General features: G+C 61.7%; 19 protein-coding genes. 14 read left to right on the top strand and 5 right to left on the bottom strand.

The features are described from left to right. Window positions 1-8: 8 nt before the first annotated feature. Both ACH196_RS08915 and ACH196_RS08920 read right to left on the bottom strand, forming a co-directional pair. A complete protein-coding gene (locus ACH196_RS08915) occupies window positions 9-500 on the bottom strand; it encodes a hypothetical protein (protein WP_396646530.1) in 492 nt (163 codons plus the stop codon). A gap of 165 nt (window positions 501-665) precedes the next feature. Continuing rightward, window positions 666-1,040: a hypothetical protein gene (locus ACH196_RS08920; protein WP_396646531.1), complete on the bottom strand. Its 375-nt coding sequence runs from the start codon at window positions 1,038-1,040 to the stop codon at window positions 666-668. A gap of 179 nt (window positions 1,041-1,219) precedes the next feature. Between ACH196_RS08920 and ureC the strand changes: the two genes are divergently transcribed. The 10 genes from ureC to ACH196_RS08970 all read left to right on the top strand — a co-directional run bounded on the left by ureC (window position 1,220) and on the right by ACH196_RS08970 (window position 8,610). Next, window positions 1,220-2,929, top strand: coding sequence for an urease subunit alpha (gene ureC / locus ACH196_RS08925; protein ID WP_396646532.1), 1,710 nt, complete (start codon window positions 1,220-1,222; stop codon window positions 2,927-2,929). A gap of 44 nt (window positions 2,930-2,973) precedes the next feature. After that, window positions 2,974-3,462 carry a DUF29 domain-containing protein gene (locus ACH196_RS08930; protein ID WP_396646533.1) on the top strand — a complete coding sequence of 163 codons (489 nt, stop codon included), beginning with the start codon at window positions 2,974-2,976 and terminating at the stop codon, window positions 3,460-3,462. A gap of 78 nt (window positions 3,463-3,540) precedes the next feature. Further along, window positions 3,541-4,002 (top strand): DUF29 domain-containing protein, encoded by a 462-nt coding sequence (locus ACH196_RS08935; RefSeq protein ID WP_396646534.1) that lies wholly within the window; start codon window positions 3,541-3,543, stop codon window positions 4,000-4,002. 81 nt (window positions 4,003-4,083) lie between these two features. After that, on the top strand, window positions 4,084-4,680 hold the full coding sequence (locus tag ACH196_RS08940; RefSeq protein WP_396646535.1) for a hypothetical protein: 597 nt from the start codon (window positions 4,084-4,086) through the stop codon (window positions 4,678-4,680). A 47-nt stretch (window positions 4,681-4,727) separates the two neighbouring features. Beyond that, a complete protein-coding gene (locus ACH196_RS08945) occupies window positions 4,728-5,024 on the top strand; it encodes a putative quinol monooxygenase (protein WP_396646536.1) in 297 nt (98 codons plus the stop codon). Between the two features lie 10 nt (window positions 5,025-5,034). Beyond that, window positions 5,035-5,724 carry an urease accessory protein UreE gene (ureE, locus tag ACH196_RS08950; protein WP_396646537.1) on the top strand — a complete coding sequence of 230 codons (690 nt, stop codon included), beginning with the start codon at window positions 5,035-5,037 and terminating at the stop codon, window positions 5,722-5,724. Next, on the top strand, window positions 5,717-6,388 hold the full coding sequence (locus tag ACH196_RS08955; protein ID WP_396646643.1) for an urease accessory protein UreF: 672 nt from the start codon (window positions 5,717-5,719) through the stop codon (window positions 6,386-6,388). The genes ureE and ACH196_RS08955 overlap by 8 nt, the downstream gene beginning before the upstream one ends. After that, entirely contained in the window at window positions 6,385-6,843 is a 459-nt protein-coding gene (locus ACH196_RS08960) for a hypothetical protein (RefSeq protein WP_396646538.1), read from the top strand. Before ACH196_RS08955 ends, ACH196_RS08960 begins: the two co-directional genes overlap by 4 nt. Before the next feature lie 35 nt (window positions 6,844-6,878). Further along, the gene (gene ureG, locus ACH196_RS08965; protein WP_396646539.1) at window positions 6,879-7,511 is read left to right on the top strand and encodes an urease accessory protein UreG; all 633 of its coding nucleotides are present in this window, start codon (window positions 6,879-6,881) and stop codon (window positions 7,509-7,511) included. 331 nt (window positions 7,512-7,842) lie between these two features. Beyond that, entirely contained in the window at window positions 7,843-8,610 is a 768-nt protein-coding gene (locus tag ACH196_RS08970) for a class II aldolase and adducin N-terminal domain-containing protein (protein ID WP_396646540.1), read from the top strand. A 43-nt stretch (window positions 8,611-8,653) separates the two neighbouring features. Here ACH196_RS08970 and ACH196_RS08975 read toward each other — a convergent pair whose 3' ends face one another. Beyond that, entirely contained in the window at window positions 8,654-9,289 is a 636-nt protein-coding gene (locus tag ACH196_RS08975; protein WP_396646541.1) for an HAD family hydrolase, read from the bottom strand. Between the two features lie 185 nt (window positions 9,290-9,474). Between ACH196_RS08975 and ACH196_RS08980 the strand changes: the two genes are divergently transcribed. Beyond that, a complete protein-coding gene (locus ACH196_RS08980; protein ID WP_396646542.1) occupies window positions 9,475-10,434 on the top strand; it encodes a sugar-binding transcriptional regulator in 960 nt (319 codons plus the stop codon). A 19-nt stretch (window positions 10,435-10,453) separates the two neighbouring features. On the opposite strand, the gene ACH196_RS08985 is transcribed toward ACH196_RS08980, so the two are convergent. Further along, window positions 10,454-12,511: a peptidoglycan-binding protein gene (locus tag ACH196_RS08985; protein WP_396646543.1), complete on the bottom strand. Its 2,058-nt coding sequence runs from the start codon at window positions 12,509-12,511 to the stop codon at window positions 10,454-10,456. Between the two features lie 514 nt (window positions 12,512-13,025). After that, window positions 13,026-13,268, bottom strand: coding sequence for a hypothetical protein (locus ACH196_RS08990; protein ID WP_396646544.1), 243 nt, complete (start codon window positions 13,266-13,268; stop codon window positions 13,026-13,028). A 116-nt stretch (window positions 13,269-13,384) separates the two neighbouring features. On the opposite strand from ACH196_RS08990, the gene ACH196_RS08995 reads away from it, so the two are divergent. The 3 genes from ACH196_RS08995 (at window position 13,385) to ACH196_RS09005 (ending at window position 17,564) form a co-directional block, all read left to right on the top strand. After that, window positions 13,385-14,293, top strand: a complete 909-nt coding sequence (locus ACH196_RS08995; RefSeq protein WP_396646545.1) for a LysR substrate-binding domain-containing protein — start codon at window positions 13,385-13,387, stop codon at window positions 14,291-14,293. 693 nt (window positions 14,294-14,986) lie between these two features. Further along, entirely contained in the window at window positions 14,987-16,294 is a 1,308-nt protein-coding gene (locus tag ACH196_RS09000) for an ABC transporter substrate-binding protein (protein WP_396646546.1), read from the top strand. A 397-nt stretch (window positions 16,295-16,691) separates the two neighbouring features. Further along, the gene (locus ACH196_RS09005; protein WP_396646547.1) at window positions 16,692-17,564 is read left to right on the top strand and encodes a carbohydrate ABC transporter permease; all 873 of its coding nucleotides are present in this window, start codon (window positions 16,692-16,694) and stop codon (window positions 17,562-17,564) included. Window positions 17,565-17,569 lie beyond the last annotated feature (5 nt).

Below are 17,569 nucleotides of genomic sequence, written 5' to 3' on the forward strand. Positions count from 1 at the left end.
ACGACGCTCTATTGCGGCGGCTTCGCCGCTGCATAGATGACGACATTGGCCTTGTCGAACGACACTGCCAGCACGTCCTCCACCAGCACCTGCCGCGAATCGAGCGCGTGGTAGAGCATGGCGTTGCCTTCGATCTCGTCGCGAAGCTGTTCGATCTCTTGCTTGTGCTCCTCCACCTTGGCCTCGATGACCGGCGGTGGGCCGCCCTCGGTCTTGGCCGAATCCGACAGGAACACGATGTCGACCTGGTCGAGTTTGGAGGCGGTTCTGACCGCCTTGGTGCTTTCGGCGGTCTTTTCGATCGCCGCGACCACCTTGTCCGGAACAGCCTCGGCGCTGGTTTCTTCCTGGCGGACTTCCGAGCCAATGATGGCGTCGACCGCCTCCGGGCTTTTCGTTCCTTGCGCGAACGCTGCCATGGCTGGCAGCGCCGCTGCCACAAACGCGGCGGTCGCAAGGGCATGCAGCCATTTGCTATCGGGAACCGTGGTGGTGGTCATCGCTCGTTCCAGGTGATTGGGCAGGATAATGGAAAGAAACGGCGGTCGCCGGGCCGAGGTTCCCGGCATGCCGCTTTTTGCAGGAGGCTGCCTGCCGGAGCCAGGCTCAAGATCGAGATCGGCGCCGGCGGGCGGAACCGGCGGATGGCCGGCCCGGGCAGGCCGTCAGCCGGCCTTCTTGGTGACCAGCGTCAGGGCGCCCTCGGAACTCATGCTGGCGGCGATGACCTGCGCCGAGGTCAGGCCCTTGGCCTCCAGCGCCGACTTGATCTTGGGGTTGGCGTCGATCGTGCTCCGCAGTTGCTGGAGGTCCGCGTCGCCGGCTTGCGCGACAACGGCGTTGACCTGCTTCTGCGTGGCTTCGGGCAGTTCGGTCATGTCGACGATTTTGACGCTTTGGATCGTCGTCGGGGCCGCTTGGCCTTCGGGCGCCGTCGCCGGAGCCTGGGCGGACGGTTGCGTGGCCGGTGCTTGAGCGTTGGCCGCCACGGTAAAAGTGAGCGTGGCGGCGGCGGCCGCCAGAATCGTGATCATGCGCATGGATTTTTCCTTCCATCGGTTGTCAGGCGATCATGTTGGGGCAACACCGCCACCCCACACGCCGAATGGGGTCAGAAGCTGCCGCCGATGGGGTCGTTCCGTGATTATATCGTGTCGGCAATGAGGAGTACCGCAGATCTGCGGGCGCTTGGCCGGCCACTGATCGAGAGGTGTTCCTGATGGCCCGCATATCCCGTTCCGCCTACGCCCAGATGTTCGGCCCGACAGTCGGCGACAGGGTGCGGCTGGCCGACACCGAACTGTTCATCGAGGTCGAGAAGGACCTTTGCACCTATGGCGAGGAGATAAAATTCGGCGGCGGCAAGGTCATCCGCGACGGCATGGGCCAGAGCCAGGTGACGCGGGCGGGCGGCGCGGTCGACACGGTCATCACCAACGCGCTGGTGGTCGACCACACCGGCATCTACAAGGCCGATGTCGGCCTGAAGGACGGCCGCATCCATGCCATCGGCAAGGCCGGCAACCCGGACACCCAGCCCGGCGTCACCATCATCGTCGGTCCCGGCACCGAGGCGATTGCCGGCGAGGGAAAAATCCTGACAGCCGGCGGCTTCGACGCGCATATCCATTTCATCTGCCCGCAGCAGATCGAGGAGGCGCTGATGGCCGGGCTGACCACCATGCTCGGCGGCGGCACTGGCCCGGCGCACGGCACGCTGGCCACCACCTGCACGCCCGGCCCGTGGCATCTGGCGCGCATGATCCAGTCTTTCGACGCCTTCCCAATGAACATCGGCCTGTCGGCCAAGGGCAACGCCTCGCTCCCGGCGGCGATCGAGGAGATGATTTTGGGCGGCGCCTGCGCGCTGAAGCTGCATGAGGACTGGGGCACGACGCCCGCCGCCATCGACTGCTGCCTGTCGGTTGCCGATCAATACGACGTGCAGGTGATGATCCACACCGACACCCTCAACGAGAGCGGTTTCGTCGAGGATACGGTGAACGCCATAAAAGGCCGCACCATCCATGCTTTCCATACCGAAGGCGCAGGCGGCGGCCATGCGCCTGATATCATCAAGGTGTGCGGCCTGCCGCACGTCATCCCGTCATCGACCAACCCGACGCGGCCCTATACAAAGAACACCATTGCCGAGCATCTCGACATGCTGATGGTCTGCCACCATCTGTCGCCGTCTATCCCCGAGGACATCGCCTTCGCCGAGAGCCGCATCCGCAAGGAGACCATCGCGGCGGAAGACATTCTTCACGACATCGGCGCCTTCTCGATCATCTCCTCCGACAGCCAGGCCATGGGCCGCATCGGCGAGGTGCTGATCCGCACCTGGCAGACGGCCGACAAGATGAAGCGCCAGCGGGGGCGGCTGAAGGAGGAGACCGGCGACAACGACAATTTCCGGGTGCGCCGCTACATCGCCAAATACACGATCAACCCGGCCATCGCCCACGGCCTGTCCAGGGAGATCGGCTCGATCGAGGTGGGCAAACGCGCCGACCTGGTACTGTGGAACCCGGCCTTCTTCGGCGTAAAACCCGACATGGTGCTGCTAGGCGGCATGATCGCGGCGGCCCCGATGGGCGACCCGAATGCCTCGATCCCGACACCGCAGCCGGTGCATTACCGGCCGATGTTCGGTGGCTACGGCAAGGCGATCACCAACTCGTCCGTCACCTTCGTCTCGCAGGCGGCGCTCGATGCCGGCTTGCGGAAAAAGCTCGGCGTCGACAAGGCCATGGTCGCTGTTGCGAACACGCGCGGCGGTATCGGCAAGCATTCGATGCGGCTTAACGACGCCACGCCTTTTGTCGAGGTCGACCCGGAGACCTACGAGGTTCGCGCCGACGGCGAGCTTTTGACCTGCGAGCCGGCCACCGTCCTGCCGATGGCGCAGCGGTATTTTCTGTTTTGAGCGACGGTAGTGATAGTTCGCCACCAGTGCAGTAAGATACGATCATGAACAAGATCGAACGCATCCGGCAACGCGCATCCTACGACCACGACTTCGCCCGCTGGTCGATGGAGCAGGCCGCGCTGATCCGACAGGGCCGGTTCGACGAAGTCGATGCCGAAAACGTCGCGGAGGAGATCGAGAGCTTGGCGAGGAGCGACAGGAAGGAGATTCGCAACCGCCAAGAAGTTCTGCTCCGACATTTGCTGAAATGGGAGTTCCAGCCGGGAAAACGCAAGGCAGGGTGGAGATCGACTATTTTCGAGCAAAGACAACAGCTCAAGCTGTTGATCAAGGAGAGCCCCAGCCTGAAAGCTTATCCCGCTTCCCAGATTTCCTGGTGCTACGATTTGGCCTGTATGAAGGCTGCTGACGAAAGCGGGCTGCCTGAAAGCTCGTTTCCAAATGAATGTCCTTACACGGCGCGCCAAATTCTGGACGACAAATTCCTGCCGGGACCGCCTTGGACTTTTGAAGATTTGGCAGCGGATTGAGTTAACGTGAGGACACCGATGTAGGCGTCAAGCCCTCGTTGTCTTGGCATCATCCTGCATCAGGTGCATGATCGCCCCATGAACAAACATCTGTGGAAATCGCATTTGACGCCCTATGAGGCCGACTATGCTCTGTGGTGCGCCGAGCAGGGTGCACTGCTGCGCGAGGGGCGGGTTTCCGACATCGACCGCGAGAATCTCGCCGAGGAGATCGAGAGCTTGGGGCGGAGCCAGGAAGACGAAATCGAAAGCAGGCTCAATGTGCTCGTCATGCATCTGCTTAAGTGGCGCTATCAGGCTGGGAAACGCTCACCTAGCTGGCAGGCCTCGATCATCGAGCAGCGGATGCGAATCTCAAAACGGCTAAAGGCAAGCCCCAGCCTCAAGAACTATCCGGCGACGGTTCTCGACGAGGAATATGTTACCGCCCGGCTGCGGGCAGCGGGCGAAACAGGACTTTCCGAGGCGATGTTTCCAAATAAATGTCCTTTTGCAATTGAAGAAATTCTCGACCCGCATTTCCTTCCCGAAGAGCGGTAAATTGACGAAGCTAGGACTGGGCCCCCATGCTCCCGTCGTGCTAGGCTTGAGGCCGTCGCTCCTTATGTTGCGCAGCGATTGATGGCCGCCTCCGAACAGACCGCCGTCGCGCAGGAATTCACCCACATCCGCATCGTCATGGGCATGGTGGTCGGCCTCGGCGTGACGCGCCTGCTTTCCGGTGTGGCGCGTATCGTCCAGCATCCGCGGCAGTACAAAATCTATCCGGTGCACCTCGCCTGGGTCGCCTATCTTCTGCTGATGCTGGTGCATTTCTGGTGGTGGGAGTTCGGCCTCTACCACCTGCGGATATGGACCTTTGGCGTCTATCTCTTCGTCGTCTGCTACGCCATCATCCTGTTCCTGCTGTGCGCGTTGCTGTTTCCGGACAGCATGTTGGACTACAAGAGTTATGAGGATTATTTCCTGTCGAAGCGCGCATGGTTCTTCGGCGTGCTGGCTTCGGCCTATCTGCTCGACGTGGTCGACACGCTGCTCAAGGGTGAGGAGAATTTCGCCCGCTACGGCAATGAATATTTTATTCGCACGCCGTTGCTTGTCCTTCTCTGCCTGGCCGCCATTGCGACGGACAACCGAATCTTTCATCGCGTTCTGGTGACCTTCGCCCTCCTTTATCAAGCCTCCTGGATATGGCGGCTGTTCGACACTCTCGCGTGACCGCAGGGTCGTGATCCGCAAACCGACGAAATTGGGAATTTTCTCGAATGATATATGTCCTCGCCACTCTGATGACAAAACAGGGCTCCATGGAAGCGCTGCGCGCCCCGGCGCTCGCCTGCATCGAGGGTACGCGCAAGGAAAAGGGCTGCCTGTCCTACGAACTCTTCACCAGCGTCACCGAGCCGGAAAAACTGGTGTTCATCGAGTGCTGGGAATCGCCGGAGCACCTTGCCGAACATATGAAACAGCCGCATCTCATCACCTGGCGCGAGGCGAGCACGCCAAACCTCGTCTCCCGCAAGGTGGAAATCATCCATCCCGACAAGGTCGAAACCCGCTGAGAAAAAAACCATGAAGCTCAATGTCACCACCGACTTCACCAAATTCCCGCGCGCCGGATCGGTCGAGCGCGCCGGCACGCAACCGGCGACGCTCGCCGGCACGGTCACGTTGCCGCATGACGAGCGGCATCTGCGCCGAAAGGTGCTGACGCTCATCGGTGGCGACCGTATCTTCGTCGATCTGCCGGAACCTGTTCAGCTTGCCGCCGGCGACCGTCTCGTCCTCGACGATGGCCGCCATGTCGAGATCGCCGCGGCTGACGAGGAGATCTACGAGATCGTGCCGCGCGACACGGTGCATCTGGCCGAACTCGCCTGGCACATCGGCAACCGGCATCTGGCGGCCGCGATCCGCCCGGACCGCATTTTTATCCTGCGCGACCATGTCATCAAAACGATGGTGGAAGGACTGGGCGCGACGGTAAACGAGGTGCTAGCCCCCTTCGATCCGGTGCGCGGCGCTTATTCCGGCGGCCACGATCACGGGCATCACGATCACCATGGCCATGAGCATCATGATCACGCGCACCACCACGATCATGATCACGACCACGACCACGACCATCATGACCACCACCATCATGGCGCGCATGATCACCATCACGATCATCATCATGGCCACGGGGAACATAGGCACGGCGACCTTGACCGCTTCGGACGCCGCCCCGGCGATCCGCACTACGGCCACAACCATGCCTGACGCCGCCGACGGCAAGGCGCTCCTCAAACTGCTCGCCTGGCTGTCGCCGACCTTCCCGGTCGGCTCGTTCAGCTACAGCCACGGGTTGGAGCGCGCCGTCGAGGACGGGCTGGTCGCGGACGCCGACGATCTCAGCGATTGGCTGGAGACCTTGCTGCGGCGCGGTTCCGGTTGGAACGACGCGGTGCTGTTCGCCGAAGCCTGGCGACGTGCGCGAGGAGGGGAAAGCCTTCGCGAGATCGCCGATCTGGCGGAAGCACTTGTAGGCTCGCGAGAGCGCCATATGGAATCGACGCTGCAGGGCGCCGCATTCCTCAAGGCGGCCGGGGCCTGGCCCGCCGGAGGGCTTTCAACACTGCCTGGGGATTGCGCTTATTGCGTCGCTGTCGGCGCGTTGGCCGGGGCGCATCACGTGCCGCTCGGCGATGCGCTCGGCGCCTTCCTGCAAGCCTTCGCCACCAACCTCGTGCAGGCCGGCATCAGGCTCGGCGTCACCGGCCAGCAGGGCGCGGTGACGCTCATCGCCGGGCTGGAGCCCACGGTTTCGGAAGTCGCGGCCTGCGCGGAAAATTCGTCGCTGGACGATCTCGGCGCCTGCGCCGTGCTTTCGGACATCGCCGCCATGCGGCACGAGACGCAATATTCGCGGCTGTTCCGGTCATGACGGCGGTCAGGGATCACTTGCACCTGATCAATGCGTTTTCACGCAACTTTCCGCTTGCGGTTGCCGTGGTCGGACATTCGATCGGGTCGACGATCAATATCGGATTGGGCAAGACCACTCCTCACCGCCGCCATTCCAGAATCGGCAGGGGTTACTATCGTCGCGCCAGATGCGACTTCTTTCTAACGTCCGCCTGCTGGGAGATTCGTGGCAGGAGCGGCTATGTCTTGCGCTGGTCCGACAATTCGCGCCGGATCGCCAGGGAGATCGGACGGCTCGTCGGGAAGACGACTGCCGGTGTTTCCTTGAAAGGAAGCAAGCAGAGCTTGCAGCTCCGGTTCTCGGACGGATCGGTCCTTAAGGCATGGTCCGACGATAATGAAGGCATCGAGCCGGGCTGGAATTTCTGGGTAGGCGACAACGTCTTTCAACTCGCGAACAGGGCCTCTCATTGAGAGGCCGCTCAACTGTCGGTCAAAGGTTTGCGCTCATGAAATCTCAAAACGGACCTCTTCGCGTCGGCATTGGCGGGCCGGTTGGCTCCGGTAAGACAACTCTTACCGAAAAGCTCTGCAAGGCGATGCGCGACGAATTCTCCATCGCTGTCGTCACCAACGACATCTACACCAAGGAAGATGCCATGATCCTGGCGCGGCTCCAGGCGCTGCCGGAAGAGCGCATCATGGGGGTCGAGACCGGCGGCTGCCCGCATACAGCGATCCGCGAGGATGCCTCGATCAACCTTGCGGCGATCGCCGAGATGAACAAGAAATTCCCGGACCTCGACGTGATCTTCATTGAGTCCGGCGGCGACAATCTCGCCGCCACCTTCTCGCCCGACCTCGCCGACCTGACGCTCTACGTCATCTCGGTCTGCCAGGGCGAGGAAATCCCGCGCAAGGGCGGCCCCGGCATCACGCGCTCGGATTTCCTGGTCATCAACAAGAGCGATCTCGCGCCTTATGTGAACGTCAACCTCGACGTCATGGAGCGCGACGCCGGAAAGATGCGCGGCCGCCGGCCTTTCGGCTTCACCGATCTTTCGCGCGGCAGAGGGCTGGACGAGGTGGTTGCCTTCATCGTCGAACAGGGTGGGTTGAGGATGGGGCGCGACGCGGCATGAGGAAATAGCTGCCGAATCGTCGAAATTTTACAAGGAAAATCAAAATCTTATCGATTCAGCGGGTACAAAGGCAATGGCTAGAATTGAGTTGAGTGGTCCATATGAGATCCGAAACAATTCTCACTTGGAAAAACGTGCCCATGATACGACCGACCCGAGGCACATATTCCATCAGGAAATGTTGAAGCATAAGACTTACGAGGCTTACCTAAAAGCCGTTGGCGATATCTCTGTGGAGGTGCCGAATCGAAAGTTTCAGCCGTTCAACGGGCGAAACGAGATTCTCTACTTTCGGCGAAATCGATGGATCGTGGACAAGGAGTGAATGCAAATGAATATCGCCCATCGCCCGCAGCCTTCGTTGACCAACCTACCCTTCTACGAAGAGCGCGTCGACCTCGCTTGCGCGTTCCGATGGACGGCGCGGCTCAACATGCACGAGGCGGTGGCCAATCATTTCTCGCTGGCCGTCAATGACGATGGTACGCAGTTCCTCATGAACCCGAACCAGGTGCATTTTTCCCGCATCAAGGCGAGCGACCTGCTGTTGATCGACGCCAACGACCCCGAGACGATGAAGGGGCCGAATGCGCCGGACCCGACCGCCTGGGGCCTGCACGGCGCGGTGCATCGCAATGTGCCGCATGCGCGCTGCGTCATGCATGTGCATTCGATCCACGCCACGGTGCTGGCGTCGCTGGCCGATTCGCTGATGCCGCCGATCGACCAGAACTCCGCGATGTTCTTCAAGCGGCAGGTGGTCGACGAGAATTATGGCGGTCTGGCCTTCGAGGAGGAGGGCGAGCGCTGCTCGCAACTCCTGTCGAACCCGAAAACCCAGATCATGATCATGGGCAACCACGGCATCCTGGTGATCGGCAACACGGTTGCCGAAGCCTTCAACCGCATGTTCTATTTCGAGCGCGCGGCGGAAACCTACATCAAGGCGCTGTGGACCGGGCGGCCGCTGCGTACCCTGTCCGATACGGTGGCGGAAAAGGTCGCCGACGAGATGGACGACTATCCCGGCCAGGCCGACCGGCATCTTTCCGAACTGAAGGCTATCCTCGATGAGGAAGAGCCAGCCTATCGGAACTGAAACGGTCGCTTTTGGGCGGCGCGGACCGCCAGGCGGCAAAACTCTACTTGAGTCCGAGATAGGCGCGGACCGCTTCCGCGCTGTCGGCGTTTAGCGCGCCGGCTGGACCGGATTGCGGGAATTCCGGCCAGAAGACGGTACGCATGCCGGCGGCAAGTCCGGCCGTCGCGCCCGGCCGGCTGTCTTCCATAACGACGCTGTCGGCCGGGTCGATACCGGTAAGCCACGCGGCGCGCAGATAGGGTTCGGGGTCCGGCTTGCCGTTGCGCACGTCGTTGCGCGAGACGGTGCGCATGCCGGCCTCATGGATGTCGAGGGCGCGAAGGTTGGCGTCGACGATGAGGCGGTCGGAATTGGAGACGACGCCTTGCTCGACGCCACGCGCCTTCAGGTCGCGAAAAATCTCCAGCGCGCCGGGACGCGGCTTCAGCCGCGGCGCCTCGCGCAGATAATGCGCGTATTTGTGCACGATCCAGTCGTCGAAGGGCAGTTCGAGGCCGAACTCGTCGCGCAGCATCTCGAAGACCGGAAAGGCGGCGACCCCCAGCACGCGCTCGTGCAGGTCGGACGGCGGCTTTATGCCCAGCCCTCGCAACGCCACAACCAGCGCTTCCTCATGCAGCGGCTCGCTGTCGATCAGCGTGCCGTCCATGTCCCAGTAAACCGCCTTCGGTATCATTTCATCCCCGTGCTTGCTCCCTGTCTTAGGATGTTTGAGGCGGGAGATAAACCGTCCTTAATCGCGCAGGCTCGTGATGCAGGCGTCCGCCGGGCAAATGTTCATGCCGGCGACAATTGCGCTTTTGCCAAAAACTTGCAAAAGTCCGCGCGCTCCGGCAGGGCCGGGCCAAGGAGAAGAATGCCATGGCTTCCCGCCAGGACACCGGCAGCGGACGGCTCGACGATGCGGCGCGGGCGGGGTGGTTGTATTATGTTGCGGGGAATACGCAGGACCAGATTGCGGCGAAGCTGGGAGTCTCAAGACAGTCGGCGCAGCGGCTGGTGTCGCTGGCGATGTCGGAGGGACTGATAAGGGTCAGGGTCGACCATCCGATCGCGGCTTGCCTCGACCTGGCGGCGAAGCTCCGGTCGCGGTTTGCGCTGGATCTGGTCGAGGTGGTGCCGAGCAGCCCGGACTCGCCGTCGACGACGCTGGGCATCGCCGAGGCGGGGGCGGCGGAGATCGAGCGGCGGTTGAAGTCGACGGAGCCGGTCGTCATGGCGATCGGCACGGGGCGCACGCTGAAGGCGGCGATCGAGCAGTTGCCGGCCATGGACTGCCCGCAGCACAAGGTGGTTTCGCTGACCGGCAACATCTCGCCGGATGGTTCGGCCGCGTTCTACAACGTCATCTTCACCATGGCCGACCGTATCAACGCGCGCAGTTTCCCGATGCCGTTGCCGGTCATCGCCTCATCGCCGGAAGAGCGCGAAATGCTGCTTGGCCAGCCGATGATCCAGCCGACGCTGGCGCTGGCGGCGCGGGCCGACGTCACCTTCGTCGGCATCGGCGACCTCGGGCCGAAGGCGCCGCTCTATGTCGACGGGTTCATCACCGAGGCGGAGCTGAAGGCGCTGCAGAAGGCCGGCGCGGTGGCGGAAATCGTCGGCTGGGTGTTCGACCGCGACGGCAAGCTGATCGAGGGCATCACCAACGACCGGGTCGCCTCGGCGCCGCTGCCGTCGCGCGAGCGCTCGCTTGTCGTCGCGCTTGCCATGGGTGAGCTGAAGCTGCCGGGCATTCTGGCGGCGGTCACCCGCCGGCTGGTCAACGGGCTGATCACCGACGAACGCACCGCCGCCGCCTTGCTGGCGGCGGGGTGAAGGAACCCGGGCGTCCGGATCACTTGCGGTCGATGAGAGCTCCGATGTTGGAGCCATTTTGCTGGTCCCGAACGCGCCGCTTGATAATCCGCGTTCCGAAGATATGCGAGGCGATGCCCAAGGCCAGAATAGCAAGGGAACCTCCCGCTCCGGGCAGCAGGATATTGGCGCCGGCGGAAATCAGCGAGACCAGCGGATTGTTGAAATCCTGAAGCGTTCCGGAATTGGTCGCGCCGGGAACCGTGACCGATTGCGCATACAAGCTTTCCAGACCACGAATCTTCACGGCCAGGGCCTCTGTCCCTTTTGGACCGAGGTTGATGTTGAAGAAAGTTTTGAGATCGGCCAACGGAAGGCCGCTTACTGCGTGAGCGATCTGCTGATCCACCGGCGCCGATACGACGGGATTGGGCGCCGCCGGAGCGGCAGCGGCCGGTCCCGGACCGTATTCCCTGATCGCGAAGTTGCCGATTCCCAAGGCTCCGAGCAGGGACGTGAGCACCGCCATGAGCCGGGCATTGTCGGCTTGCGCGATGGTCTGCGATCCCATCCTCCGGAGGTCGTCGGCCGTGATGTTGATACGCTCCTGGGATAGCGGCCGTCCCAGCGCTTCGCCGAGCATGGTCCATGTGGTGGCGTCAACTGAGCCAGACACCTCGGCCGGCACCTTGTAGTCGACCTGAAATGCCGCCACCGCAGCCGTGGTAAGCGTGCCGTAGATGCCGTCGATCTTGCCGACCTGATAGTTGCGTGCGCTCAACGCCTGCTGAAGTGCTTCTACGGCGGGGCCGCGGTCGCCGGGCTTGAGGACCAATTGCGAAGGCTGACGGTTCAAATTGAGATTGCCGAGAATACCACCGCCCAGTATTTCAAGCAGCTTTTCCCACGAAACGTAGCCTGGGTCGAAGCTTTCTGGGTATTCTGGTTTATATATCTCAAGCGTCCCTGATTGACGCTCGTCGTATTTTTTCAGGATCGTATTGCCGTTGACCTTTGTAAGGCTGGCCCATTCCTCCCGCAATCCGACAACATCTCGGCCACGCCCTTTGATGAGCGCGACCGCGAGCGAGTCCTGCAACTCCCTTGAGTAAAGTTCGCCGCCCGAAAGCCCGAACTTTCTCCTCAAACCGAGTAAGGTCTTGCGTACGATCTGGTAACGGCCGAGTGCGGAAGAGTTGAAGTTGTTGGCAGGATGATCAAGCATCGCCATCTGCAACGCATTGATCTGGTTGAGAGTCATCGCGGTCAGCTTCTTTTCGCCGCCCGTGAATTTCCCGTAGCCGAGCGACGTATCGTAGCCGTCGTTCGATCGGCTTGCCGTCCCTTCGTGATGGGCGATGAAATCGAGGAAAGGACGGAATCGGTTCACTTCGCTGTCGTGTATCATCGTGTCGCTCTCCCAAAAGGTCTCGTCAGTCGGGTCTGAATTCATGTCCTCGTCGTGAAAATGCTCTTCGGTCCCGCCATTGAGGTGGCCGTTGAAGTGACCATTAAAGCCGTCGGAACGACCGTCGAGGTCACCATCGAGGTCCAGTCCGAATCCCTTAACCGTCGATGGGTCAATACCTGCGGCAAGGTCCTGCGGCGTCACATCGATATGGAAATGCATTGGATCCTTCTTGTTGGTCCAACTGCCACCCCATCCGAATACGCTTTTTCCTTCAAAGGTCTTCACCGAACGGACATCTTCGATCATCTCAGGTGTCATGTCGGTATCCGCGACGTTCGATAGAACATCCTGCGCGCGGTCGGCTTGCGTCCGTTTCTCGGAAAACCACACCTTTCGGCGGTTCGGAGTTTTTCTGACCGGATTGGTCGTGGCATTCACGTCGATGGCAATGCCCAAGGCGTGAAGGCTTCGTGTTGTCGTACCCTCGATATTCCGTGGAAAGTAGCCATGCGTATCGTCACCGCGGATGGAGTAGTCATGCGAAAGCAGGACCATCTGCAAGGCATTCCAGGCGGGAACCGTCGGACGCGCGACCTTGATGTGCGCAGATCCGAAAGCGATTTCAGTCATGGCGTCGTCGGCGCTGTCGAACGTCCTCCATGCCTGTCTTTGCGCAGCTTCACTCATGTGCACCTCCCGGCAAGCACAATGAAACCCCAGGCCGACCGAGGCCGGCCCAACGATTAAGATTTGAAAGATCTGCGTCTACGGCGAGGCGTAAAGCGAAAATATTGGTGCAATAGCCTCACCAAGAGCATTGCGACGAGAAGATATATTGAGCAGCGTGAAATGATCGTGAATTAAACTTGGACGGCAAACGCGTGAGCAGGGGACTATGCGCTGCGCCAGTGCTTCCGGGAGAATCGCTCATGGCGCACCGCAGGAGCGGCACGCCTCATTGAAGATAAACGACACGATGACAAATCTGTTCGATGAGGACCAGCTTCGGAGCCTTGCCATGCACCGGTCAGCTCTGGCTGTTGCGTCAGGCTGTCTTGCTCCTCCGGAGGGCCGGCCCGCTTGCTCAAAGCGCTGCGTATCGACGGGCGCAGCCGCTGAAATCCCTTGCTTTCGCCGGGGTTGTCCCTAGCTAACTCGGCGTCGATTTTTTTCCGCCGGGCACTTCTTTCCCAAGGCTCTTTTATGAAGCGTGCGGCGTCATCATCAGCCGGGTGAGTGTGCTGGCTTCCTCGGCGTTGCGCGACGAAATGCGCGGCAGCCGCTCGATACGGGGATCCTCGCCATCCATCAGGCCGAGGTCTCGGCGCATGTGTTCGGACAGAATTTCCGTGTCGAGATAGGCGCTGCCGACGGCTTCGGCCCGCGATTGCAGGGCCATGAGCATCCGGGCGGTATTGCGGATGCGGTGGATCGCGGCGGTCAAGACAGAGCGTTGCATCTCAGGTCTCCCAAAAATCTGGTTGGTTTCGTGATCTGAATATGAGGCCTTCCGGGCTTGCCGGCCAATTGAACGTGACCTAGGATACATAAGGAGGACTTATGCATCCGAGCCGCCTGCCACCGCTCGCCGCCGTCCGCGCCTTCGAGGCGGCGGCCCGGCTTCTGAGCTTTACCCGTGCCGCGGAAGAACTGGCGATGACGCAGGCGGCGGTCAGCTACCAGATCAAGGTGCTGGAGGAGCGGGTCGGCTCGCCGCTGTTTTATCGTCAGGCGCGGCAGGTCGGGCTGACCGAGACGGGCCAGGTGCTTTCCACGGCCGCCACGCAGGCGTTCCGGCTGTTGGCGGAAGGATTCGAGACGGCGCGCACCGGCGGGCAGGCGACGCTGTCGATCAGCACCATCCCGACCTTCGCGGCCAACTGGCTGGCACTGCATCTCGGCTCGTTCCAGATCGCCCACCCGTCGATTGCGGTGCGGATAGAAACTGCAACCCGCATGATCGATTTCACCCAGGAGAATTTCGACGTCGGCATCCGCACTGGCGGCAAGGGCGAGTGGCCGGGCCTGACCTCGCATATGCTGATGCGCGCCGATTTCACGCCGATGCTGAGCCCGAAACTGGCGGAAAGCATCGGCGGCGTGCACGAACCGGCCGACTTGCTGAAGCTGCCGATCATGGACGCTGGTGACCCCTGGTGGGAGATCTGGTTCAACGCCGCCGGCATAGATGCGCGCGAAAACCTGGCGGCGCGGCCGCGCCGCCAGTTGGGATCGCAGGCCTATGAAGGCCGCGCGGCGGTGGCCGGCGTCGGCGTCGGCATCCTGACACGGCCGCTTTTCGCCACCGAATTGGCCGACGGCAGCCTGATCCAGCCCTTCGACCTCGTCGGTGACGACGGCCACGCCTATTGGCTGGTCTACCAGACGCAGCGCCGCAACGTGCCGAAAATCCGGGCTTTTCGCGATTGGATCTTGAAGGAGATCGGGGTTGCGACGGGTGGGGTGTAGCGCTGGTAGAGGTTGCAGCGCGCGCTGTCAGATAGCGCCTCTGTCGCCTCCAGCGGCGGGATTCCATGGGCGGTCTTCTGCGCCGGCATGGTCCTAGGGTCTCCGCACTCGCTTCGCTCCTGCTGCGACCTAGGATGACGAAGTGGAGAGCGCAGCCGTCAAACCGTCAAGGTCGGCGCCATGCAAATCGCAAGCGTTGGCGATTTGACTAACGACTGTTAGAATCATTGTCGTGCTTGGAAACTCAAGCAAAACCAAGGGATTGCAGGCAAAGTCGATCTGAACGGCCGGTTTGGGCCGGACCAAAGTTGGAAAAAGGCCAACTATCGACGGTTTTTGCCCCGCCAGCGTAGCTTGTGTCGGCTCCCGTCTCCATAGATAAGCTATTGATTCTACGAGATAAATTCGCTGGTTGGCCGCGTCGGAAACACGTCGCACTGTAGGTCATGCTTGTAAAATGCAGAAAAATCAATGGCTTGTGCGGATAGCAAGCGCGAAGCGCGATGATAGGCATGACCTCGCGCCTCCGCAAGCCTCCCGTGATTGGGACGTTTCATGCCTGATTTCGCGCTTCACCGGCCCCTTTCGATGTGCGGCGCAGCATCAATTGCCTCTTGACATTCGTCACGGAGAGTGAGTAATTGCCCGAGAACAAGGCAAATGCTCACCTTGGGATTTGGGAGGAGTACCGATATGAATTTGAGAACGCTCATTCTGGGCGCGTCCGCGAGCCTGTTTGCTCTGGCCGCGCATGCCGAGTCGATCACCATTGCCACCGTCAACAACGGCGACATGGTCCGCATGCAGAAGCTGACCGACGACTTCACCGCGAAAAACCCCGACATCGAACTGAAGTGGGTGACGCTGGAGGAGAACGTGCTGCGTGAGCGCGTCACCACCGACATCGCCACCAAGGGCGGCCAGTACGACGTGATGACCATCGGCACCTATGAAGTGCCGATCTGGGCGAAGCAGAACTGGCTGCTGCCGCTCGACAAGCTCGGCGACAATTACGACGTCAAGGACATCATCCCGGCGATCGCCGGCGGCCTGTCTGTGGACGGAAAGCTCTACGCCGCGCCCTTCTACGGCGAGTCGTCCTTCATCATGTATCGCAAGGACCTCTTCGAAAAATCCGGCCTGACCATGCCCGATGCCCCGACCTGGGATTTCATTGGCGAGGCCGCGCGCAAGATCAAGGCCGACAACACCGACGTCAACGGCATCTGCCTGCGCGGCAAGGCCGGCTGGGGCGAGAACATGGCCTTCCTGACCGCCATGTCGAATTCGTTCGGTGCGCGCTGGTTCGACGAGGAATGGAAGCCGCAGTTCGACCAGCCGGAATGGAAGAACACGCTGGAGACCTATGTGAAGCTGATGAACGACGCCGGCCCGCAGGGCGCCTCGTCCAACGGCTTCAACGAGAACCTGGCGCTGTTCCAGCAGGGCAAGTGCGGCATGTGGATCGACGCGACGGTGGCGGCCTCCTTCGTCTCCGACCCCAAGGCCTCGCAGGTGGCCGACAAGGTCGGCTATGCGCTGGCGCCGGACACCGGCCTCGGCAAGCGCGGCAACTGGCTGTGGGCCTGGTCGCTGGCCATTCCCGCCGGCACGCAGAAGGCCGATGCGGCGGAGAAATTCGTCGCCTGGGCGACCGGCAAGGACTACCTGAAGCTGGTTGCCGAGAAGGAAGGCTGGGCCAACGTTCCTCCGGGAACCCGCACCTCGCTCTATGAGAATGCCGACTACCAGAAGGCAGCACCTTTCGCCAAGATGACACTGGACTCGATCAACTCGGCCGATCCGACCAAGCCGACCGTCAAGCCGGTGCCTTATGTCGGCGTGCAGTTCGTCGCCATCCCCGAGTTCCAGGGTCTCGGAACCACCGTCGGCCAGCTCTTCTCGGCGGCCCTCGCCGGCCAGATGTCGGTCGACGACGCCTTGAAGCAGGCCCAGGACGCGGCGACCGCGGCCATGACCGAGGGCGGTTATATCCAATAAGGCGCCTCCCAGTGCCTTGGCCGTCCGGGTAAAACCGGGCGGCCACCTTTAAGGTTTTCTCCGGCAGAGGCATCCGCTGCCCCTCAGCGGTATGCTTCGATCGGCGCCTCTCCCTCGACCGCGGGGGAGAGGTTGCGCCGGGGAGGGTTGGCAAGAGGTCGCCGTCCGGCATGAATTCTACCCCGCTGGAGCACGTCGTCACCGGTACGGCATGGTCCTAGGGTCGCGCAGTTCGCTCCGCTCCTGCTTGCCCTAGGATGACGAATGCAGGGGCCTTAGCGGCAAATCACCGACGTTGGAGATTGGCAAACATGCCTCTCCATCGGCGCCCGCGCCATCCCGGCCAGGCCGGGCGAGCATAGTCCAAGGTCAGAACGTCTACGAACGGGACACAGCCATGGCTACCAAGCAAACCAGTTCCCTCGCGCGTTTCATGCTGGCGCCTTCGGTTGTCCTGCTGTTCGTCTGGATGATCGTGCCGCTGGCCTTCACGCTGTGGTTCTCGTTCCAGCAATACAACCCGCTGAACCCGATCCGCGACGGCTTCATCGGCCTGTCGAACTACAAGCTGTTCTTCAGCAACCCGGCCTTCCTATGGGCGATCCTCAACACGCTGCTGATCGTCGCCAGCGTGCTCCTGATCACCATCATCGGAGGCATCCTGCTGGCCCTGCTGCTCGACCAGCCGATGTGGGGCCAGGGCATCGTGCGCATCCTGGTGATCTCGCCGTTCTTCGTCATGCCGCCGGTCGCCGCCCTTGTGTGGAAGAACATGCTCATGCATCCGGGTTACGGCGTGTTCGCCGACATCGCCCGGTTCTTCGGGCTGCAGCCGATCGACTGGTTCGCCAACTATCCGCTGTTCTCGATCATCCTCATCGTCGCCTGGCAATGGCTGCCTTTCGCGACGCTGATCCTCCTGACCTCGCTGCAGTCGCTCGACGGCGAGCAGAAGGAGGCCGCCGAGATGGACGGCGCGGGTTTCGTCAGCCGCTTCATCTACCTGACCCTGCCGCATCTTTCGAGGGCGATCACCGTCGTCGTGCTGATCCAGACGATCTTCCTGCTCGCCGTCTATGCGGAGATCCTGGTCACCACCAATGGCGGCCCCGGCTACGCCTCCACCAACCTTCCCTTCCTCGTCTACCAGAAGGCGTTGCTGGAGTTCAAAATCGGCCAGGCCTCGGCCGGCGGCATCATCGCCGTCATCCTCGCCAACATCGTCGCCTTCTTCGCCATGCGGGCGGTCGGCAAGAACCTGGACAAGTGAGGAGG

Source organism: Mesorhizobium sp. IMUNJ 23232 (assembly GCF_044326205.1).
Taxonomy (GTDB): Bacteria; Pseudomonadota; Alphaproteobacteria; order Rhizobiales; family Rhizobiaceae; genus Kumtagia.